Source organism: Kitasatospora sp. MAA4 (genome assembly GCF_029893355.1).
In the GTDB taxonomy this organism is placed as follows: domain Bacteria; phylum Actinomycetota; class Actinomycetes; order Streptomycetales; family Streptomycetaceae; genus Kitasatospora.
The window spans coordinates 121,981-140,846 of record NZ_JARZAI010000009.1 but is presented as its reverse complement, the minus strand read 5'-3'; the positions used below and the strand labels follow the sequence as shown (position 1 = coordinate 140,846).

Here is an 18,866-nt window from a genome sequence, read left to right as displayed (position 1 = left end):
AGCTACCACAGGTCCAATTGCAGTTGGGGATCAGATCGGCCACCTTCCGGGGGCTTAGTCAGTCAACGAGGTCCGGTGGAGGCTCGGGGACTCCACAGCAGTGACCTCAACTTGGAGTCGCCAGAGAGCCACGGGACCTATCATCGAGAAAACGCTTTCAGAGGAGCTGACTTGTCGGAGCGTCAGCCTGATCTACGAGAGATCATCGCCGGTCTTCTTGATGACGAACGCCTGTTGTCCGCGTGTAGGGATCGCGACATGGGAAGGATCTTCCGACTGCTCCAACTTCGAGGTGCCAGCACCAGGCGGATCGCTGGCGCAGTCGAGATCACTCAGGGTCGGCTCTACGACTACATGAACGGCCGGACACGGGTCGAGAAACTGACGATGTTCGAACAGATCGCCGATGCCTTCCACATCCCGGGCCAACTGCTGGGGCTCGCCCGACGGCCTTGGGAGCAGCCAGCCACGTCCCCACGCCAGTTCCCCGCTTCAGGAGCCACGGCGGACGCCGACGACCTCACGGCTATGGATGCCTTCCGACACGCCGACCGTCAGAGCGGGGGCGGTCGCCTGTACGGCGCGGTCGTGCATCACCTCTCCAGTCAGGTGGCACCTCGCCTGGTAAATATCGCAAGTGGACCGCAGGTGTTCGCAGCGGCAGCAGCTCTTACAGAGATGGCTGGTTGGATGGCGCACGATAGCGGCATCGACGACCTTGCTCACCAGCATTTCGCTCGCGCACTGCCACTCGCTCGGGCCTCGGGGGATTTCCCGTTGGCTGCTCATATCGCTGCAAGCACGAGCCATTTGGCGTTGCAGACCGATGATGCGGCAGAGGCAGCGCACTGGGCCCTGGCAGGGCTCGATTTCTCCCGTGGTGGACCGCATCTGCCCAGCCTGTCAGCCCGCCTCCACACGATGCAGGCAAGGGCACTGGCTGCCACAGGGCAAATTACAGCCGCAGAGCGTGCTTTGGGGAAAGCCGAGCACGCGCTCACCGAGCGGGCGCAGGACGCTCACCCATGGCTGAGCCCGTTCGACGAAGCCACTCTCGCAAGCGAGTCGGCACTCGCCTATCAGGACCTGGGCCGACTCGACACCGCATTTGGCCGTGCCGAGCACGCAGTAGCCTTGCGCGAAGAGAGTCGAGCACGCTCGCTGGCTCTGTCCAGAATCACTCTCGCGCGCATTCATGCCAAGCGGAAGGACCTGGGCTCCGCCGTAGGTGTCGGCCACCAGCTCCTGGCCACCTGCGCCTCGCTCGGTTCGATTCGTGTCGTCCGTCAGCTCGACGACCTTCGTCGGCTGCTTGAGCAGCACCTCGGGTATACACCCGTGCGGGAATACCTGGCACTATTCGACGACGCGCGCAGGACGAGGATGCTTCTGCTCGCCGACATCGTCCCGCCCTCTCGGGGAGGTTCATCATGAGGCCGACACCCGCTGACCCCGCGGCCTGGAACGCCTACCTGGCCGAGGGCAACGCGCGCCAGGCCCGGAAGCGCGTGGCGGCTGATGTGATCCTCCGCGATCCCCAGGGGCGGGTGCTGATCGTCAACCCGACCTACAAGGAGGGTTGGGACCTCCCCGGCGGGATGGCGGAGGCCAACGAGCCGCCGGACGAGGCGGCAGCGCGCGAGCTGCGCGAGGAGCTCGGGCTTCGCGTGGAACTGCGAGGGCTGCTGGTCGTGGACTGGGTTTCTCCGCACGGCCCTTGGGACGATCAGCTGGCCTTCGTCTTCGACGGCGGCACGCTCACTGAGGCCCAGGCGGCTGCGGTCCGGCCGCACGACCACGAGCTGTCCGAAGCCGTCTTCACGCCAGCCGCCGAGGTCCGCGCGCAGCTGCGGTCGAGGCTTCAACCCCGGTTCGACGCGGCGATGCAGGCGCTCACGGATGGGCGTCCGCGCTACCTTCGCGACGGGTACGCCGGTTGGTGAACGACCTGCCCGGCCAAGGGATTGACTGGAGGCACCAGATGTCGGACGAGACGGAGCAGGCGAAGGGCACCGCAGGGTTCCTGCTGGAGATGGGGATGCTCAAGCGGGCCAAGCGGTCTGGCTGGTGGATCGCCGGGGTGAAGGATCCGGAGACGATTGCCGAGCACTCCTTCAGGACCGGGATCGTCGGGGCCGTGCTGGCGATGATGGAGGGAGCGGATCCAGCGAAGGTGGCGCTGCTCTGCCTCTTCCACGACACGCAGGAGACCCGTGTCAGCGACATCCCGCACATCGGCCGGCGGTACCTCGAAGCGGCGTCCAACGAGAGCGTGACCGCCGACCAGGTGTCGTCCTCGCACCCGTCCGTGGTCTCGGGTGTCCAGCGGATCGTTGAGGAGTACGAGCACGGCAGCAGCCTTGAGGTGGTCTGCGCGCATGACGCGGACAAGCTCGAATGCCTGGTCCAGGCCGTCGAGTACCGCGAGCAGGGCTACCAGAACGTGCAGCCCTGGATCGACTCCAGCATCAGCAAGTTGAAGACCGCTTCCGCGCAGGCCCTCGCCGAGGCGGCGCTGACCATGACCTCGATCGAGTGGCAGCAGACCTACCTGAGGTAGGAAGTCGGGGTCGCCGTCCGGTCATGACGACAGCTCGGCGACCGGGATGCCGGACGCTGACGCAGAACACATGTAGCTGAGTGGCGGTGTGCCAGTGCGGTGGACCAGGATGCAGCCCGTGGTCAACGAAACCGGCGAGATCATTCTGAGCAGGCAGGACCTTCGTGAGGTCACCAGTTATGCCGCCGAGAGCGCGCAGGAGGTCCTGGAGATCTTTGAGAGAGCACACCCGGCCGACTCGCGGCCTCGCGACGCGATCAACGCCGCGTGGACGTTCGCTCGAGGTGGCGAACGGGGGAGGTTACTGCGCGATACCGGGTGGGCGGCGCACAAGGCTGCACGCGACGCAGGCACCGCAGCCGCAGGCGATGCAGCGCGAGCAGCGATGTGCGCGGCATCCGCTGCGTACCTGCATCCACTGGCCGACGCTCACCAGGTGAAGCACATCCTGGGGGCAACCGCCCACGCGGCGAGAGCGGCTGAACTTACGGCGGGCAATGATCGAGATGTCGGTGCTGATCACATTGAGCAAGCTCGCCGGCGGGCGGCACCAGTCCTCGTTGACGTGCTCAGGCGCTACCCCGCAGCACCTTCTGGTGGAGGCCGCGTCGGGGAACTGCTCCGCGATCTGGATGCGGCCCTCCGCAGCCGTTTCTGAAGGACACGCCTGCGCGCGAAGCTGCGGCGATACAGGGGGGCCTTCGCGGACGCGGACCGCGCGGGCTCCGTGAGACATCAGCCCCACTGGCGGATCACTCCCCAGGTTCGACCCACTGCGACCGCCAGGCCGGCGGGTCGAACGGGTCCGCGAAGTACTGCGTCTCCCTCACCACGCGTCCTGCCGAGAACTCCATGATGCTCACCGTCTGCGTGGGCTTGCCGTCATAGGTGAGCACGAATTCGGTCACCCAGAGATCGCCGGCTCCGAGGATCCTGCGCACGGTGAAGGTCCGGACCGCGGGATGTTGGGTACGCAGTGCCTGGATGTTGCTCCTGCCGCGGATGACCTCGCCGGACTGCGGGTACTCGACGATGACGTCGTCGGCGTAGATGTCGTGTTCCGCGTCCGCGTCACCGCTGTTCGATGCGGCCCAGTGCCGGTCCAGCAGAGCCCGGGCAACCCTCGCCTCCATCGTTATGGCCCTTTCTCCGGCGGGCAGGAGTGAGTTCGGCGGGATGCCCCACGACACCGACCTGCCCGGCGGTTTTCTCCTCCCCACGCAACCACGCTAGGCAGCTGAGCCGACCGCCCGCAACCCGGTGCTCTGTCGGCGGCCGGTGTCGACCTGCGCGGTGTCGGTCCCGGAAGCTGCGCTCAGACGGCCATCGCCAGCATCAGCGGCGCGGCCCGCTCCGCGAGCAACTCGGCTGCGGCGCGCAGGCGGTGGGCGTTGTCGGCGGGGAGGGACATGGCGAGGCAGCCGACGGTGTCGCCCGCTGTGACGGGGACGGCGGCGCAGACGGTGCCGAGGGCGTACTCCTGGAGGTCGAGGACCGGCATGGTGGCGGGCTGGCGCTCCAGGCGGTGCATCAGCTGCTCGGTGTCGGTGATGGTGCGTGAGGTGAGCCGGGCAATCGGGTGGCGGGAGAGGTGGTCGAGGCGGCCGTCGTGGTCGAGCTGGCTCAGCAGGCACTTGCCGATCGCGCTGGCGTGCGCCGTCGCCTTGAAGTCCACCCACTCGTGCACGGCGGGCGCGGTCTCGTCGAAGGCGACTGCCTCGACCGTCAGCTCGCCGTCGTAGTAGCGGCTGAAGTAGACGGCTGCGCCGAGCTCGTCGCGCAGTTCGGCGAGCTTGTGGTTGAGCCTGATCCGGATCAGCTGCTCCCGGTTGGACTGCCCGAGCATCGCGAACGTACCGCCGAGCACCCAGCCGCCGTCGAGCGCCTGGAGGTAGCCCTCGGCTGCGAGGATCGCGATCAACTCCCTGACGGTGGTGGCGGGCAGGCCGGTCTCCCGGACGAAGTCCCCGAAGGCGGCACCTCCGGAGTGGCGGTCCGCGACCTCCAGCAGGCGCAGGGCGCGCCGCAGAGCGGCGTGCGGTCCGGACTCACCCTGGTCGAGCATGATCTGACGACCTTGGCCGCGTGCCGGCATGGCCTCCCCTTTCCGCTCCTGGTACCACCCTCAGACTATCCATCGCGCGCCCTCTGCACCCCCTGGTCGGGAGAGATTCCCGCAGGTGACGGGTATTGAGCGAATGGCATATGCCAGGAGCATTACCAGAGGGAGCGAGCCGGAAACATGACGACGTGCCCCTCCCCCAAAGCAGCGGGGGAGGAGCACGTCTGAGGGTTCGTCAGAGAGACTGGAGAGGGGGTCAGCCCTCGTCGCCGGCGCGGAGCTTGGCGACGGCGGCCTCCAGGCGGCGACCGTAGTTCTCGTCGGCCGCGTGGAAGTGTGCGAGGTTCTTCTCGACGATGTCGTCGCGCGTCACCTGGGCGAGGAAGCCCGCGATGTTGTTGATCAGGCGCTCCTGCTCACCGGCCGACATCAGGCGGAACAGCTCGCCCGCCTGGAAGAAGTCGTCGTCCTTGGTGTGCGCGGGGGTGGTGTACGTGCCGGTGTGGCCGTTCAGGGCCACCGGCGCGGACAGCGCGTTGTCGGTCTGGGCGGGGCCGTCGTACGAGTTGGGCTCGTAGTTCTTGCCGCGGCCGGACTTGTTGACGGCCGAGAGGCCGTCGCGGCCGTAGTTGTTCGCCTCGGTCGCCTTGGGGGCGTTGACGGCGAGCAGGGTGTGGTTGACGCCGAGGCGGTAGCGCTGGGCGTCCGCGTAGGCGAAGAGCCGGCCCTGGAGCATCTTGTCGGGCGACGCGCCGATGCCGGGCACGAAGTTGTTCGGCGAGAAGGCGGACTGCTCGACGTCGGCGAACACGTTCTCCGGGTTCTTGTTGAGAACCAGGCGGCCGACCTTCTGCAGCGGGTAGTCGCTGTGCGGCCAGACCTTGGTGAGGTCGAACGGGTTGAAGCGGTAGTCGGCCGCCTCGGCCACCGGCATCAGCTGGACGTAGAGGGTCCAGGACGGGAACACACCGCGCTCGATGGCCTGGTGCAGGTCACGCTGGTGGCTGTCGGCGTCCGCGCCCAGCACCTCGGCGGACTGGTCGCCGTCCAGCGAGCGGATGCCCTGGTTGGTCTTGAAGTGGTACTTGACCCAGAAGGCCTCGCCCGCCTCGTTGACCCACTGGTAGGTGTGCGAGCCGTAGCCGTTCATGTGGCGGTACGAGGCCGGGATGCCGCGGTCGCCGAAGAGCCAGGTGATCTGGTGGGTGGAGGCCGGCGAGTGCGCCCAGAAGTCCCAGACGTTGTCGGCTTCCTGGACCCCGGTGAAGGGGTCACGCTTCTGCGAGTGGATGAAGTCGGGGAACTTGATCGGGTCCTTGATGAAGAACACCGGGGTGTTGTTGCCGACGAGGTCGTAGTTGCCCTCTTCGGTGTAGAACTTCAGCGCGAAGCCGCGGGGGTCACGCACCGCGTCGCTGGAGCCGAGGTTGCCCGCGACGGTGGAGAAGCGCAGGAAGACCTCGGTGCGCTTGCCCACCGAGGCAAGGAAGTTGGCGCGGGTGAACTGCGAGACCTCGTCGGTGACCTCGAAGTAGCCGTACGCGCCCGAGCCGCGGGCGTGCACCACGCGCTCCGGGATGCGCTCGCGGTTGAAGCGCGCGAGCTTCTCCAGCAGCTGCTGGTCCTGGATGAGCAGCGGGCCGTACTCGCCGGCGGAGGCCGAGTTCTGGTTGTCGGCGATCGGCGCGCCGGACTCGGTGGTCAGGATCTTGGACATAGCGCGGTCCTTCGGAAAGAGAGGCGGTGCGTGGAGAGACGATTGAGGACGCTTCGGAAGCGTCAGACGCCCAGCAGGCGCCAGATCGCGGCGGCCCGGCGGGAGGTCTCGGTGCCGTCGGGGCCGTCGGCGGGCTGCAGGGCCGTCACGGCGGCGGTGACGTCGGCCGGGGCGGCGAGCGGGCGGGCCGCGGCGAGGGTGGTCGCCTCGGCGCCGGCCAGGCCGGCCTCGGTGAGTGCCTGGACGGCTTCGGCGGCGGGCAGCGCGTTGAACCAGCGCAGCGCGAGGGCGGCGCGGCCGGCCTCGGTGAGCCTGCCGGTCAGGCGCAGGCGGGCCAGGCCGCCGTCCGGGTAGACGTTGATCCGGACGTGGGTGACCGGGCGCCCGACGTCCAGGCGCAGCCGGTGACGGGTGTCGGGCTGCAGCCGGGTGCGCGGCAGGATCTCGAACCAGCCGTCGGCGTCAGTGGACGGGTCGCCGCCGGTGGAGGCGTCGTAGCCCACCAGGTCGGCCCAGCCGGGGGCGTTGGCGACGAAGTGGGTGGTGTCCACCTCGGCGGCCAGGACCTCGCCGCCCCCGGCCAGGGCGATCTGTACCCAGTCGTTGGCCTTGTTGCGCCGACGCCGGGTCTCCCAGCCCTCGCCCATGACGGAGGCGCGGCCCGGAGAGTTCAGGTTGTGCGGGGAGGAGAAGTAGCGGTCCGAGGCGGCCTCGGCGACGCCGCCGTACTCCTGGGCGGCCAGGTCGAAGCTGAGGCCGTCCAGGTCGCGCGGGTCGGGCAGCACCTCGCCGTGCACCCGCAGGCGGGCCACGCCGCCGTCGGGCCAGATGTTCAGCCGGACGTGGGTGTAGCGGGTCGGGTCCTGGACCTCGAACGCGTGGGCGGTGTCGCCCTGCAACGCGGTGCGCGGGACCAGGTCGGTCCACTCGGCTGCGTCGAGCTCCTCGACGGACGGGTGGCCGGGTATGGAGGCCGCCTGCACCGAGCCGGTCTCCGGGTAGTTGCCGGTGAAGTGCGCGGTGTCCACGATCACGCCGTGGATCCGGCCGGCCACGCCGAGGCGGACGATCGCCCAGTCGTGGTCCTGGTCGGTGGGGTGCGGCTGCTCGGCGCTGACTCCGCGCCGGCGCTTGCTCTCCCAGCCGTCCATGATCTGGCCCTTGTGGCCGAAGGTGTGCGCACGGAACTCGGCGGCCTTGGCGACCAGGAGGTTCTCCGCGTCGGCGAAGGTGTCCTCGTTGGTGGCCACCACGCCCGCGCCGAGCAGCCGGGAGGCGAGGTTGACCAGCTCGGTGAAGGGAGCGGCCGGGGTCTGACTGGTACTCATCTCGCTCCTCAGCGGGTACGAAGGATCTGCCGGCCGAACGGTTCGGCGTCCACGTCCACCACGCGGCCGCGCAGCCAGGTGGTCTGCACGGTGCCGGTCAGGGTCTTGCCGGCGTACGGGGTGACGGGGTTGCGGTGGTGCAGGGCGTCCGGGTCGACGGCGAACTCGCCGTCCGGGTCGAACGCGACCAGGTCGGCGTCGTGGCCGACCGCGATGGCGCCCTTGGTGCCGGTCAGGCCGACCAGCGAGGCCGGGCCGGCGGACATCCAGCGGACCACGTCGGACAGGTCGTGGCCGCGCTTGCGGGCCTCGGTCCAGATGGCCGGCAGGCCCAGCTGGAGGGAGGCGATGCCGCCCCAGGCCTTGGCGAAGTCGCCGCTGCCGCCGTACTTCTGAAGGAGCTTCAGATCCGGCGTGGACGGCGAGTGGTCGGAGACGATCGCGACGAACTCGCCGGCCGCCAGGGCCGCCCAGAGCAGGTCGCGGTTGGACTCGTCGCGGATCGGCGGACAGCACTTGAAGGCCGTGTCGCCGTCCGGGACCTCCTCGGCCGCCAGCGTCAGGTAGTGCGGGCAGGTCTCCGCGGTGACCTGGACGCCGTCGGCGCGGGCCTGCGCGAGCAGCGGCAGGACGGCGGCCGAGGAGACGTGCAGGATGTGCACCCGGGCGCCGGTGCGCCGCGCGGTGTCCAACAGCCGTGCCACGGCGGCGGCTTCGGCGTCGTCGGGGCGGGAGGCGAGGAAGTCGCGGTAGTGCGTGCCGGGCTGCTGCGGGGCGGCCTCCAGCACGGCGGGGTCCTCGGCGTGGATGATCGCCAGGGCGCCGATCCGGGCCTGCTCGGTGAGCGCGGCCTCCAGGTCGGCGGCCTCCACGTGCGGGAACTCGTCCACGCCGGAGGGGGCCAGGAAGCTCTTGAAGCCGAAGACGCCGGCCTCGTGCAGCGGCTCCAGGTCGCCGGTGTTGCCGGGGATCGCGCCGCCCCAGAAGCCGAGGTCGACCCAGGCCTGGCCCTCGGCGATCTTCCGCTTGGCGTCCAGGCCGGCCACCGTGGTGGTGGGCGGGATGGAGTTCAGCGGCATGTCGATGACGGTGGTGACGCCGCCGGCGGCGGCGGCCCGGGTGGCGGTGGCGAAGCCCTCCCACTCGGTGCGGCCGGGCTCGTTGACGTGCACGTGGGTGTCGACCAGGCCGGGCAGCAGGGCCACCTCGCCGAGGTCGGTGAGGTGCGCGTCGCCGACCAGCAGCGAGCCGTGGGCGGCGATCTGCTCGATCTTCCCGTCCCGGACCAGCACGTCGGCGGGGCGCTCGCCGTCGGGGAGGACCACCCGGCGGGAGCGGATCACCGCGGTCGCCACGGGCAGCTCGCTGAGCGGCATCTAGACCTCCGGAGTGGGGGTATCAGGTGGGGGTGGCTCGGAGCCTAGGCCCGCCTTCAACAAAACGTCAATGTAGGAAAGTACTACTGTCCGAAAACTAGCGGACCCGCTACGCCAGCAGGTCAGCCGCCAGTCGCTCCCCCGCGACCTCGGCCAGTTCCGCGGCCCTGGTCAGGCTGTCGCCGGGCTGCTCGGCCAGGTCGGTGAGCGCGTACGCGGCGACGAAACCGGCCCCGCGCCACTCGCTCTCCGACAGTTCGAGCCGTCCGGCCACAGCGGCCACCGGAACCCCCGCCCCAGTGGCCGCCGCGGCAACGCCGGCGGGAGCTTTGCCATGGAGCGTCTGGGCATCCAGGCAACCCTCGCCGGTCACGACCAGGCGTGCCCCACGCACGGCCTCGTCGAAGCCCAGCAGTTCGAGCAGGAGCTCGATGCCGGGCCGCATGGTGGCGCCGAGCAGGGCCAGGGCGGCGAAGCCGACCCCTCCTGCGGCCCCGGCGCCGGGGGCGTCTCGGAAGTCCTCACCCGTACTGGCCGCGACCACGTCCGCCCAGCGGGTCAGACCGGCCTCCAGAACCAGCAGGTCCTCGCCGTCCGCGCCCTTCTGCGGACCGTAGACGGCGGTGGCACCGCGCGGGCCGAGCAACGGGTTGTCCACGTCGCAGGCCACCACGACCTCGACGCCCTTGAGCGTCTTGGCCACCAGGACCGGGTCGATGCGGTGCAGCCGGCGCAGGGCCGCACCGCCGGGGGGCAGTTCGACGCCCTCCGAGTCCAGCAGACTGGCGCCCAGCGCCTGGACCATGCCGGCGCCGCCGTCGGTGCAGGCGCTGCCGCCCAGGCCCAGCACGATGCGCTTGGCCCCCAGGCTCACCGCCCGGCCGATCAGCTGGCCGACCCCGTAGGAGCCGGCCGCCAGCGGCGCGGTGCGGCCGCCGGGGAGTCGGGCCAGGCCGGAGGCCAGCGCGAGTTCGACCACGGCGGTGTCGCCCTTGACGGCGATCGCGGCGTCCACCGGCAGGCCGGTGGGACCGGCCACCTTGGCGGGGATCCGGGTGAAGCCGGCCGCCAGTGCGGCGGCCAGGGTGCCCTCGCCGCCGTCGGCGACCGGGAGTTCGCGGATCTCCAGATGCGGCGCGACCCTGCGGATGCCGGCCGCCAGGCGGGCGGCGACCTCGGCGCCCTCCAGGGTGCCCTTGAACTTGTCGGGAGCTACGACCACGTGGCCCTGGGTGGGGGTGGCGGGCATGGTGGGGCCTCACTTCCGAGTGGCGCTGGGTGACGTGCTCTCAATGATCGGGGTGCGACCCCCTCCCCGCCGTTCCTCCCGTCCCGCTTCCGACGTACGGGAGGCTCCCCTCGGCGAGGGAGGGGGCCGGGCGGCGCCTGCACGACCGAAGTGCGCGACGCCGCCGGTTGGCACGGTCAGCGGGGCAAGGATGAGCACCACCGCCCCGCTGACCGATAAGGCCCTCCTGGTGACGCGGGCACGACCGGACAGGTACACGCCACCAGGAGGAGTTCAGAGAGGTAAACCCTTAGCGGGTTACTTGACCGTGCGGCCCGCGAGGCGCTCGACGCCGCGCAGCAGGGCCGAGTGGTCCAGCGAGCCGTCACCGTTGGCGCGGGCCGAGGCGACCAGCTGGGCGACGAGCGAGCCGACCGGCAGCGGGGCCTCGACGGCGCGCGCGGCGGCCGTGACGATGCCCATGTCCTTGTGGTGCAGGTCGATCCGGAAGCCCGGGGCGAACTCGCGGTTGACCATGTTGGCCTTCTTGCGGTTCAGCACGGTGGAGCCGGCCAGGCCGCCCGCGAGGACGTCCAGCGCAGCACCCAGGTCGACGCCCGCGTTCTCCAGGAAGACCACGGCCTCGGCCACGACCTGGATGTTCACGGCCACGATGAGCTGGTTGGCGGCCTTCACGGTCTGGCCGGCGCCGGCCGGGCCGACGTGGATGACCGTGGTGCCCAGCGCGTCGAAGAGCGGCTTGGCCTCGGCGAAGTCCGCCGCCTCGCCACCGACCATGATGGACAGGACGGCCTCGATCGCGCCGGCCTCGCCACCGGAGACCGGGGCGTCCAGGGTGCGGATGCCCTTCTCTGCGGCGGCGGCGGCGACCTTGATCGAGGTCTGCGGGGTGATGCTGCTCATGTCGATCACGAGCGAGCCGGCCTTGGCGTTCTCCAGGACACCGCCCTCGCCGAGGATGACCTGCTCGACGTGCGGGTCGGCCGGGACCATGGTGATGATCACGTCGGCGCCGGCGACCGCGTCGGCGATGCTGGTCGCACCCTTGCCGCCGGCCGCCACCAGGGCGTCGATGGCGGACTGCTCCAGGTTGAAGCCGGTGACGGTGTGGCCGGCCTTGACCAGGTTGGCGGCCATCGGGCTGCCCATGATGCCGAGGCCGATGAATGCGATGGTGCGGGGGGTGGCGCTCACAGCGCTGTTCCCTTCGTAGCGGGGCGGGGAGGAGGGGTGACGAAGAGCTGAGGGTCAGCCGGCGCGGTTCTCGCGCGGGAGCCACTCGAAGCTGTCGGCGCTGACGCCGGTCGACGGGCGGTACTCCAGGCCGATGCGGCCTGCGTAACCGGCCGCGTCGAGCCGGGCGAAGAGGTCGTCGTAGTCCAGCTCGCCGGTGCCGGGCTCGTTGCGGCCGGGGAAGTCGGCGATCTGCACGTGACCGGTCTTGGCGACCTGGTCGGCGATCACGGCGGTCAGGTCCTCGCCGTTCACCGCCAGGTGGTAGAGGTCGCAGAGGAAGGTGGCGTTGCCGAGCCCGGTGGCGGCGTTGACCTTGTCGACGATCTCGACGGCGGCCTTCGCGGTGTGCAGCGGGTAGTCCGGCGCGTCGACCTTGTTGAGCGCCTCGATCAGCAGGACCGCGCCGATCTCGTGCGCGGCCCGGGCGGCCAGCACGAGGTTCTCCAGCGCGAGCGCGTCCTGCTCGGCCGGGTCGACGCCCTCGACGCGGTTGCCGTAGAGCGCGTTGAGCGCCTTGGTGCCGAGCGACCCGGCGAGCGCGACGGCCACCGGGATGTTCTCCCGGAAGCGCTCGGTCTCGGCGGGCACCGACAGGACGCCCTTGGCGCCCTTGGTCAGGTCGTCCAGGAAGTTGAGGCCGGTGAGCTGCACTCCGGCGTCGGTGAAGGCCTTGCGGAGCGCGTCCAGCTCGGCCTCGGAGGGGGTGTGGTCCGCGCCGAAGGGCCACCACAGCTCGGCGGCGGTGAAGCCGGCGGCCGCGGCGGCGGCGGGACGCTCCAGGAGCGGAAGCTCACTGAACAGGATCGACAGGTTGACCGTGACGCGGCCGTTCAAGGACGCGTGCTGGGAAGCGGCAGTCACGTCAATCACCTTTCACTCTTCCGACATCCTCAACTTCCATGATGCGGAAGAGGGATTCTGCTTGGTGGAAGCATGGCCGGGGACTCGATGAGGTGTCAAGACCGCCGCAACAATTTGTTGAAGAGGCCGAAACCATTGCCCCGGGTGGCCGGTCGACTGTTTGATCGACCAGCCACTCCCGTCCCACCAGCCGCTCGCTACAGTGAGCGGGTGCGATTGATGGTGGAGTTCACGACAGAACCGTTCGAACTGGTCAACTTCCCGGACCATGCGGTCGCGGCCCGCCGAGCGGTGGACGAAGCGGGCCTGGCCGTCTCGGTCGGCCCGTTCGGCACCAGCGCCGAGGGCGCCGCCGACCAGGTCCTGACCGCAGTGGACCGACTGCTGCGCGAGAGCCTGGAAGCCGGCGCGAGCCGGATCTCCTTCCAGGTCAGCGTGGTCCCCGATGCCCCGGAAGGAGTGGGTACCTGATGACCGACGCCTTGGAACACCCGCTCACCGCGGCGATAAAGCCGCTGCTCGACGCCGTCGGTGCGACGGCCCTCGCAATGGACGAGGCCAAGCCCGACGACGTCATCCTGGAGTGGGAGGGCGTTCCGGCCGTGGCCGTCCGCCTCCCGCACCTCAGCAACGCCCTCGACCGACTGCTCGCCGAGATGACCCGCCAGTTCGACGGCCGCCCGCTCACCGAGCTCGATCGGCTCGAGAAGCAGCGCGTCGTCGCCCTGTTGGAGGAACGCGGCGCCTTCACCGTCCGACACGGGGTTGAGACCGTGGCGTCCGCGCTGGGCGTCAGCCGGTTCACGGTGTACAACTACCTGAACCGACAGGTCGACGGCCCGAAGGCCGACTGACCAGGCCAGTCTCACCGACGGCCGCACCCCGGCACACTTGGCGGATCACACACGAAACCGCCCGGTGACACCCGGTGGTTCGAAACGTAACCACCAAGGCTTCAACAAAGTGTTGACGGCCGGGGGTGGTGGATCTAGCTTTTGCGGGTGGCACCACTCTTCAGGAGGTCCACCCGTGACCAACCACCCCCACGCGTCGTCCGACGCAGCCAACGCCCTCCAGGCGCTGGCGGCGGCTCCGGCCGCCGAGCTGGAGAAGCACCTCTTGGAGGTCTGCTCCAGCCCCGCCTGGGCCGCCGCCGTCGCGGCCGCCCGGCCCTGGTCCGACCGCCACGCCCTGCTCACGGCCAACCTGACGGCCATGGCGGGACTCTCGGTCACCGACCTCGGCGACGCCATGGCCGGCCACGCCCGGATCGGCAAGCCCAAGCCGGGCGACGCCACCTCCGAGCGCGAGCAGGCCGGCATCCACGGAGTGGACTCCGCGCTCCTCGATGAACTGCACGAGGCCAACGCCGCCTACGAGGCGAAGTTCGGCCACGTCTTCCTGATCTGCGCCACCGGGCGCACCGCGGCCACCATGCTGGACGCGCTGCGCGAGCGGTTCCCCAACGACGCGGCCACCGAGGCCGAGATCGTCCGCGGCGAGCTCCGCAAGATCAACGACATCCGTCTCAACCGCCTGTTGGACGAGACCACCAGCTGATCTGACACATTGTCAGTCCTGCTACCAGTAAGGTCACTTAAGCCATGACTGGCATCTCCACGCACGTGCTCGACACCAGCCTCGGCCGCCCGGCCGAGGGTGTCCCGGTCGAGCTCGCACTGAACACCGAGGGTGGCTGGAAGGTGCTCGGCACCTCCGCCACGGACTCCGACGGCCGGGCCAAGGACCTGCCGGCCGTGGAGGCGGGCTCGGTCGTCCGGCTCCTGTTCGACACCGCCGCCTACTACGCCGGCCGTTCCGAGCAGGCGCCGTTCTTCCCCGAGGTCTCGATCGTCTTCACGGTCGCGCCCGCGCAGCAGCACTACCACGTGCCGCTGCTGCTGAACCCCTTCGGATACTCCGTCTACCGCGGAAGCTAGAACCTAGGAGCCACGCCATGGCCCACGTGCTCGGTCAGAACCAGTACGGCAAGGCAGAGAACCGGATCGTCCGGGTCTACCGTGACAGCACCCGTCACGAGATCAAGGACCTGAACGTCTCGGTCGCCCTCTCCGGCGACCTCGACGACGTCCACCTCACCGGGTCGAACGCCAACTGCCTGCCCACCGACACCACCAAGAACACCGTCTTCGCGTTCGCGAAGGAGTACGGCATCGAGTCGGCGGAGGCTTTCGGCATCACGCTGGCGAAGCACTTCGTGGACAACAACGAGCCGATCCACCGCGCCCGGATCCGGATCGAGGAGTACACCTGGGACCGGATCAAGACCCCGGACAACTCCTCGCGCTTCATCGGCTCGGAGGAGGTCGGCCACTCCTTCTCGCGCAACGGCGCTGAGGTCCGCACCTGCGAGATCACCTACGACGGCACCACCGTCCAGGTCATCTCCGGGCTGAAGGACCTGGTCGTGATGAACACCACGAACTCCGAGTTCTGGGGCTACATCAAGGACAAGTACACCACCCTGAAGGAGGCGTACGACCGCATCCTGGCCACCCAGGTGACGGCCCGCTGGAAGTACTCCTTCACGGGCGTGGACGACGAGGCCCAGCCGAACTGGAACCGCTCCTACGCGCACGTGCGCCGCCACATGCTGGAGGCGTTCGCGGAGACCTACTCCTACTCGCTGCAGCAGACGCTGCACGCGATGGGCACCCGGGTGCTGAACAACCGCGCCGAGGTGGACGAGGTCCGCCTGGAGCTGCCCAACAAGCACCACTTCCTCGTCGACCTGGAGCCCTTCGGCCTCAAGAACGACAACGAGGTGTACTACGCCGCCGACCGGATGTACGGCCTGATCGAGGGCACCGTGCACCGCGAGGGCGTCGTCCCGGTCATCCCGGTCGCCTGACCGGTCGCCTGACCGACGCGGTTCGCTCCGTACCGCCCCCGCAACCGCCTCCCCGCGGCCCGGACGGTACGGAGCGTCGTCGCATCCCGAGGGATTCTCGTACCGCCGTCCCGCCCTCGGGACCCCGATAGCTCCGACGGCGGTCGCTCCTCCCCCACCGCTCCCTAGGAGAGACACCATGGCCGTCCAGCCTCCGCCCGCCGACCAGCGGATCGTGATCGAGAACGTCGCCATCGCCACCGTCGACGCCAACGACACCGAGTACGCCCGGGGCCACGTCGTGATCCTCGGCAACAAGATCGAGTCGGTCGGCGACGGCCCCGCCCCGCAGTGGCTGGACAACGTGGTGCGCCGGATCAACGGCGAGGGCCACCTGATCACGCCGGGCCTGGTCAACACCCATCACCACTTCTACCAGTGGATCACCCGGGGCCTGGCCCAGGACAACATCCTCTTCGACTGGCTGGTCGCGCTCTACCCGACCTGGTCGCGGATCGACGACAAGCTCGTGCACGCCGCCGCGCAGGGTTCGGCCGCCGCGCTGCTCAAGTCCGGCTGCACCACCGCGAGCGACCACCACTACGTCTTCCCCAAGGACGGCGGCGACATCCTGGGCGCGGAGATCGAGGCCGTCCAGGAACTGGGCATGCGCTTCACCGCGCTGCGCGGCTCGATGGACCGCAGCAAGAAGGACGGCGGCCTGCCGCCGGACCACGCGGTCGAGAAGACCGAGGACATCCTGATCGCCTCCGAGGCCGCCGTGGACCGCTACCACGACGCCTCCTTCGACTCGATGTTGCAGATCGCCATCGCGCCCTGCTCGCCGTTCTCGGTCTCCACCGAACTCATGCGCGAGGCCGCCGTGCTGGCCCGCCGCAAGGGCGTCCGGCTGCACACCCACGGCTCGGAGACGGCCGAGGAGGAGCAGTTCTGCAAGGAGCTGTTCGGGATGGGCCCGACGGACTACTTCGAGTCCACCGGCTGGCTGGGCGAGGACGTCTGGATGGCGCACTGCGTCCACATGAACGACTCGGACATCGCCAAGTTCGCCGAGACCGGCACCGGTGTCGCGCACTGCCCGTCCTCCAACGCCCGCCTCGCGGCCGGCATCGCCCGCGTCCCGGACATGCTCAAGGCCGGCGTGCCGGTGGGCCTGGGCGTGGACGGCACCGCCTCCAACGAGTCGGGTGAGCTCGGCACCGAGCTGCGCAACGCGCTGCTGATCAACCGCCTGCACGGCAGCCCGAAGGCGCTCACCGCCCGCAGCTCGCTGCGCCTGGGCACCATGGGCGGCGCCCGGGTGCTCGGCCGGCACAACGAGATCGGCTCGATCGAGGTCGGCAAGCTCGCCGACCTGGCGCTGTGGAAGATCGACGGCATCATGCACTCCTCGATCGCCGACCCGGTGGCCGCGCTCACGCTGGGCGCCCTGCCGCCGCTGTCGGTGCTCTTCGTCAACGGCAACGCCGTGGTGGAGAAGGGCAACCTGACCACGGTCAACGAGGACAAGATCGCTCTGGCCTGCGCCAAGGCGGCCCGCGACCTGGCCGCCCGCGGCTGACCCATCCCCTGAACTCCGGGCCGCCCAGGGACGGTGCGTGACCCGGACTCCGTCCGCCCCAGCCGGGGCGGACGGACCGCAGCCCCGGACCCACGGCGAGGGTCCGGGGCTGCGGCGTGCCCGCCCGTGGTTCTCCTCCCCTCTCCAACAACGCGAAGGGCCCCGCAGACGCGAGCGTCTGCGGGGCCCTTCGGTCGGTCGGATCAGACCTTCAGCGGCTTGATCGCGGTGGGGGCGTGGCCGGGCTCGGTGGCCAGCTCCTCGAACTCGCTGACGTCGCTGATGTCAGCCGTCCGGCTCATCGCGATGTTGGTGATCCGCTCCAGGATCGCCTCGACGACGACCGGCACCTGGTACTCGGCAGCGAGCTTCTTGGCCTGCTCGAAGGCGGCGCCGAGCTCGTTCGGGTCGGTGACCCGGATCGCCTTGCAGCCCAGGCCCTCGACGACCTTGACGTGGTCCACGCCGTAGACGCCCAGCTCCGGGGAGTTGATGTTCTCGAACTCCAGGTTGACCTGGAAGTTGATGTCCAGGCCGATCTGCGCCTGACGGATCAGGCCGAGGTAGGCGTTGTTCACCAGCACGTGGACGTACGGGATCTTGTGCTGCGCACCGACGGCCAGCTCCTCCAGCATGAACTGGAAGTCGTAGTCGCCGGAGAGCGCGACCACCGGGGTCTCGCGGTCGGCGGTGGCGACACCGAGAGCGGCCGGGGTGGTCCAGCCGAGCGGGCCGGCCTGACCGCAGTTGATCCAGTGCCGCGGCTTGTAGACGTGCAGCATCTGCGCGCCGGCGATCTGGGAGAGGCCGATGGTGGTGACGTAGCGGGTCTCCGGGCCGAAGGCCTTGTTCATCTCCTCGTACACGCGCTGCGGCTTCATCGGCACGTTGTCGAAGTGCGTGCGGCGCTGCAGCGTGGCCTTGCGCTCCTGGGTGGAGGCGACCCACGCGCTGCGGTCGGGCAGCTTGCCGGCGGCCTTGAGCTCCTTGGCCACCTCGATGAAGAGCTCCAGCGCGACCTTGGCGTCGGAGGCGATGCCGAAGTCGGGGGCGAAGATCCGGCCGATCTGGGTGGGCTCGATGTCGACGTGGACGAACTTGCGCTCGCCGCGGTAGACGTCCAGCTTGTAGCCGGTGTGGCGGTTGGCCCAGCGGTTGCCGATGCCCAGGACGAAGTCCGACTCCAGGAAGTTCGCGTTCCCGTAGCGGTGCGAGGTCTGCACGCCGACCATGCCGGCGCTCAGCTCGTGGTCGTCCGCGATGATGCCCCAGCCCATCAGGGTGGGGATGACCGGCGTGTTGGTCAGCTCGGCGAACTCGACCAGCAGCTCGGCGGCGTCGGCGTTGATGATGCCGCCACCGGCGACGATCAGCGGCCGCTCGGACTCCAGCAGGAAGCCGATCGCCTTCTCGATCTGGGCGCGGGTCGCAGCCGGCTTGTAGGGCACCAGCGGCTCGTACGTCTCCGGGTCGAACTCGATCTCGGTCAGCTGGACGTCGATCGGCAGGTCGATCAGGACCGGGCCCGGACGGCCGGAGCGCATCAGGTGGAAGGCCTGCTGGAACACGCCGGGGACCTGTGCGGCCTCCAGGACGGTCGTGGCGGCCTTGGTCACCGGCTTGGCGATCGAGGCGATGTCGACGGCCTGGAAGTCCTCGGTGTGCAGCCTCGCAACCGGCGCCTGGCCCGTGATGCACAGGATCGGAATCGAGTCGGCGATCGCCGAGTAGAGGCCGGTGATCATGTCCGTGCCGGCCGGGCCCGAGGTGCCGATGCAGACGCCGATGTTGCCGGCCTTGGCCCGGGTGTACCCCTCGGCCATGTGGGAGGCGCCCTCGACGTGGCGGGCGAGCGTGTGGCGGATGTCGCCGGAGGCCTTGAGCGCGGCGTAGAACGGGTTGATCGCGGCACCGGGCACGCCGAATGCGACGTCAACGCCCTCGCGCTTGAGGATCTCCACTGCCGCGCGGGCGGCTGTCATTCGAGGCATCGGGCTACTCCTGGGTTCCACGATACGGAATCTGGGTTTTGGTATGCGAAATA

General features: G+C 69.6%; 19 protein-coding genes. 10 read left to right on the top strand and 9 right to left on the bottom strand.

Annotated elements, in window-relative coordinates; translation table 11 throughout:
- The first annotated feature begins 171 nt into the window (after positions 1–171).
- The 4 genes from P3T37_RS14685 to P3T37_RS14670 all read left to right on the top strand — a co-directional run bounded on the left by P3T37_RS14685 (position 172) and on the right by P3T37_RS14670 (position 3,218).
- Complete coding sequence (locus tag P3T37_RS14685) at positions 172–1,434, top strand: XRE family transcriptional regulator (protein ID WP_280724047.1); 1,263 nt, start codon at positions 172–174, stop codon at positions 1,432–1,434.
- A complete protein-coding gene (locus P3T37_RS14680) occupies positions 1,431–1,943 on the top strand; it encodes an NUDIX hydrolase (RefSeq protein WP_280724046.1) in 513 nt (170 codons plus the stop codon). Before P3T37_RS14685 ends, P3T37_RS14680 begins: the two co-directional genes overlap by 4 nt.
- A 38-nt stretch (positions 1,944–1,981) precedes the next feature.
- Positions 1,982–2,560, top strand: a complete 579-nt coding sequence (locus P3T37_RS14675; RefSeq protein ID WP_280724045.1) for an HD domain-containing protein — start codon at positions 1,982–1,984, stop codon at positions 2,558–2,560.
- 118 nt (positions 2,561–2,678) lie between these two features.
- Positions 2,679–3,218 (top strand): putative immunity protein, encoded by a 540-nt coding sequence (locus P3T37_RS14670; RefSeq protein ID WP_280724044.1) that lies wholly within the window; start codon positions 2,679–2,681, stop codon positions 3,216–3,218.
- Positions 3,219–3,312: 94 nt separating this feature from the next.
- Here P3T37_RS14670 and P3T37_RS14665 read toward each other — a convergent pair whose 3' ends face one another.
- The 8 genes from P3T37_RS14665 to P3T37_RS14630 all read right to left on the bottom strand — a co-directional run bounded on the left by P3T37_RS14665 (position 3,313) and on the right by P3T37_RS14630 (position 12,398).
- Positions 3,313–3,693 carry a nuclear transport factor 2 family protein gene (locus tag P3T37_RS14665; RefSeq protein WP_280724043.1) on the bottom strand — a complete coding sequence of 127 codons (381 nt, stop codon included), beginning with the start codon at positions 3,691–3,693 and terminating at the stop codon, positions 3,313–3,315.
- Positions 3,694–3,875: 182 nt separating this feature from the next.
- Positions 3,876–4,625, bottom strand: a complete 750-nt coding sequence (locus tag P3T37_RS14660; RefSeq protein ID WP_280724042.1) for an IclR family transcriptional regulator C-terminal domain-containing protein — start codon at positions 4,623–4,625, stop codon at positions 3,876–3,878.
- A gap of 253 nt (positions 4,626–4,878) precedes the next feature.
- The gene (locus P3T37_RS14655; RefSeq protein WP_280724041.1) at positions 4,879–6,339 is read right to left on the bottom strand and encodes a catalase; all 1,461 of its coding nucleotides are present in this window, start codon (positions 6,337–6,339) and stop codon (positions 4,879–4,881) included.
- A 62-nt stretch (positions 6,340–6,401) separates the two neighbouring features.
- The gene (gene alc, locus P3T37_RS14650; protein WP_280724040.1) at positions 6,402–7,667 is read right to left on the bottom strand and encodes an allantoicase; all 1,266 of its coding nucleotides are present in this window, start codon (positions 7,665–7,667) and stop codon (positions 6,402–6,404) included.
- 8 nt (positions 7,668–7,675) lie between these two features.
- Positions 7,676–9,043: an allantoinase AllB gene (gene allB, locus P3T37_RS14645; RefSeq protein ID WP_280724039.1), complete on the bottom strand. Its 1,368-nt coding sequence runs from the start codon at positions 9,041–9,043 to the stop codon at positions 7,676–7,678.
- Between the two features lie 109 nt (positions 9,044–9,152).
- On the bottom strand, positions 9,153–10,292 hold the full coding sequence (locus tag P3T37_RS14640) for a glycerate kinase (protein WP_280724038.1): 1,140 nt from the start codon (positions 10,290–10,292) through the stop codon (positions 9,153–9,155).
- A 297-nt stretch (positions 10,293–10,589) separates the two neighbouring features.
- On the bottom strand, positions 10,590–11,486 hold the full coding sequence (locus tag P3T37_RS14635) for a 2-hydroxy-3-oxopropionate reductase (protein WP_280724037.1): 897 nt from the start codon (positions 11,484–11,486) through the stop codon (positions 10,590–10,592).
- Between the two features lie 54 nt (positions 11,487–11,540).
- Entirely contained in the window at positions 11,541–12,398 is an 858-nt protein-coding gene (locus P3T37_RS14630) for a TIM barrel protein (protein ID WP_280724036.1), read from the bottom strand.
- A 210-nt stretch (positions 12,399–12,608) separates the two neighbouring features.
- Between P3T37_RS14630 and P3T37_RS14625 the strand changes: the two genes are divergently transcribed.
- The 6 genes from P3T37_RS14625 (at position 12,609) to P3T37_RS14600 (ending at position 16,822) form a co-directional block, all read left to right on the top strand.
- Positions 12,609–12,860: a thiamine-binding protein gene (locus tag P3T37_RS14625; protein ID WP_280724167.1), complete on the top strand. Its 252-nt coding sequence runs from the start codon at positions 12,609–12,611 to the stop codon at positions 12,858–12,860.
- Positions 12,860–13,243, top strand: coding sequence for a helix-turn-helix domain-containing protein (locus P3T37_RS14620; protein WP_280724035.1), 384 nt, complete (start codon positions 12,860–12,862; stop codon positions 13,241–13,243). Before P3T37_RS14625 ends, P3T37_RS14620 begins: the two co-directional genes overlap by 1 nt.
- Positions 13,244–13,418: 175 nt before the next feature.
- A complete protein-coding gene (gene uraD, locus P3T37_RS14615; protein ID WP_280724034.1) occupies positions 13,419–13,949 on the top strand; it encodes a 2-oxo-4-hydroxy-4-carboxy-5-ureidoimidazoline decarboxylase in 531 nt (176 codons plus the stop codon).
- A 44-nt stretch (positions 13,950–13,993) separates the two neighbouring features.
- Positions 13,994–14,329, top strand: coding sequence for a hydroxyisourate hydrolase (gene uraH, locus P3T37_RS14610; RefSeq protein ID WP_280724033.1), 336 nt, complete (start codon positions 13,994–13,996; stop codon positions 14,327–14,329).
- Positions 14,330–14,346: 17 nt separating this feature from the next.
- On the top strand, positions 14,347–15,261 hold the full coding sequence (gene pucL / locus P3T37_RS14605; protein WP_280724032.1) for a factor-independent urate hydroxylase: 915 nt from the start codon (positions 14,347–14,349) through the stop codon (positions 15,259–15,261).
- A gap of 178 nt (positions 15,262–15,439) precedes the next feature.
- Complete coding sequence (locus P3T37_RS14600; RefSeq protein ID WP_280724031.1) at positions 15,440–16,822, top strand: 8-oxoguanine deaminase; 1,383 nt, start codon at positions 15,440–15,442, stop codon at positions 16,820–16,822.
- A gap of 203 nt (positions 16,823–17,025) precedes the next feature.
- Here the strand turns inward: P3T37_RS14600 and gcl are convergent, their stop codons facing one another.
- The gene (gene gcl / locus P3T37_RS14595) at positions 17,026–18,813 is read right to left on the bottom strand and encodes a glyoxylate carboligase (RefSeq protein WP_280724030.1); all 1,788 of its coding nucleotides are present in this window, start codon (positions 18,811–18,813) and stop codon (positions 17,026–17,028) included.
- Between the last annotated feature and the right edge of the window lie 53 nt (positions 18,814–18,866).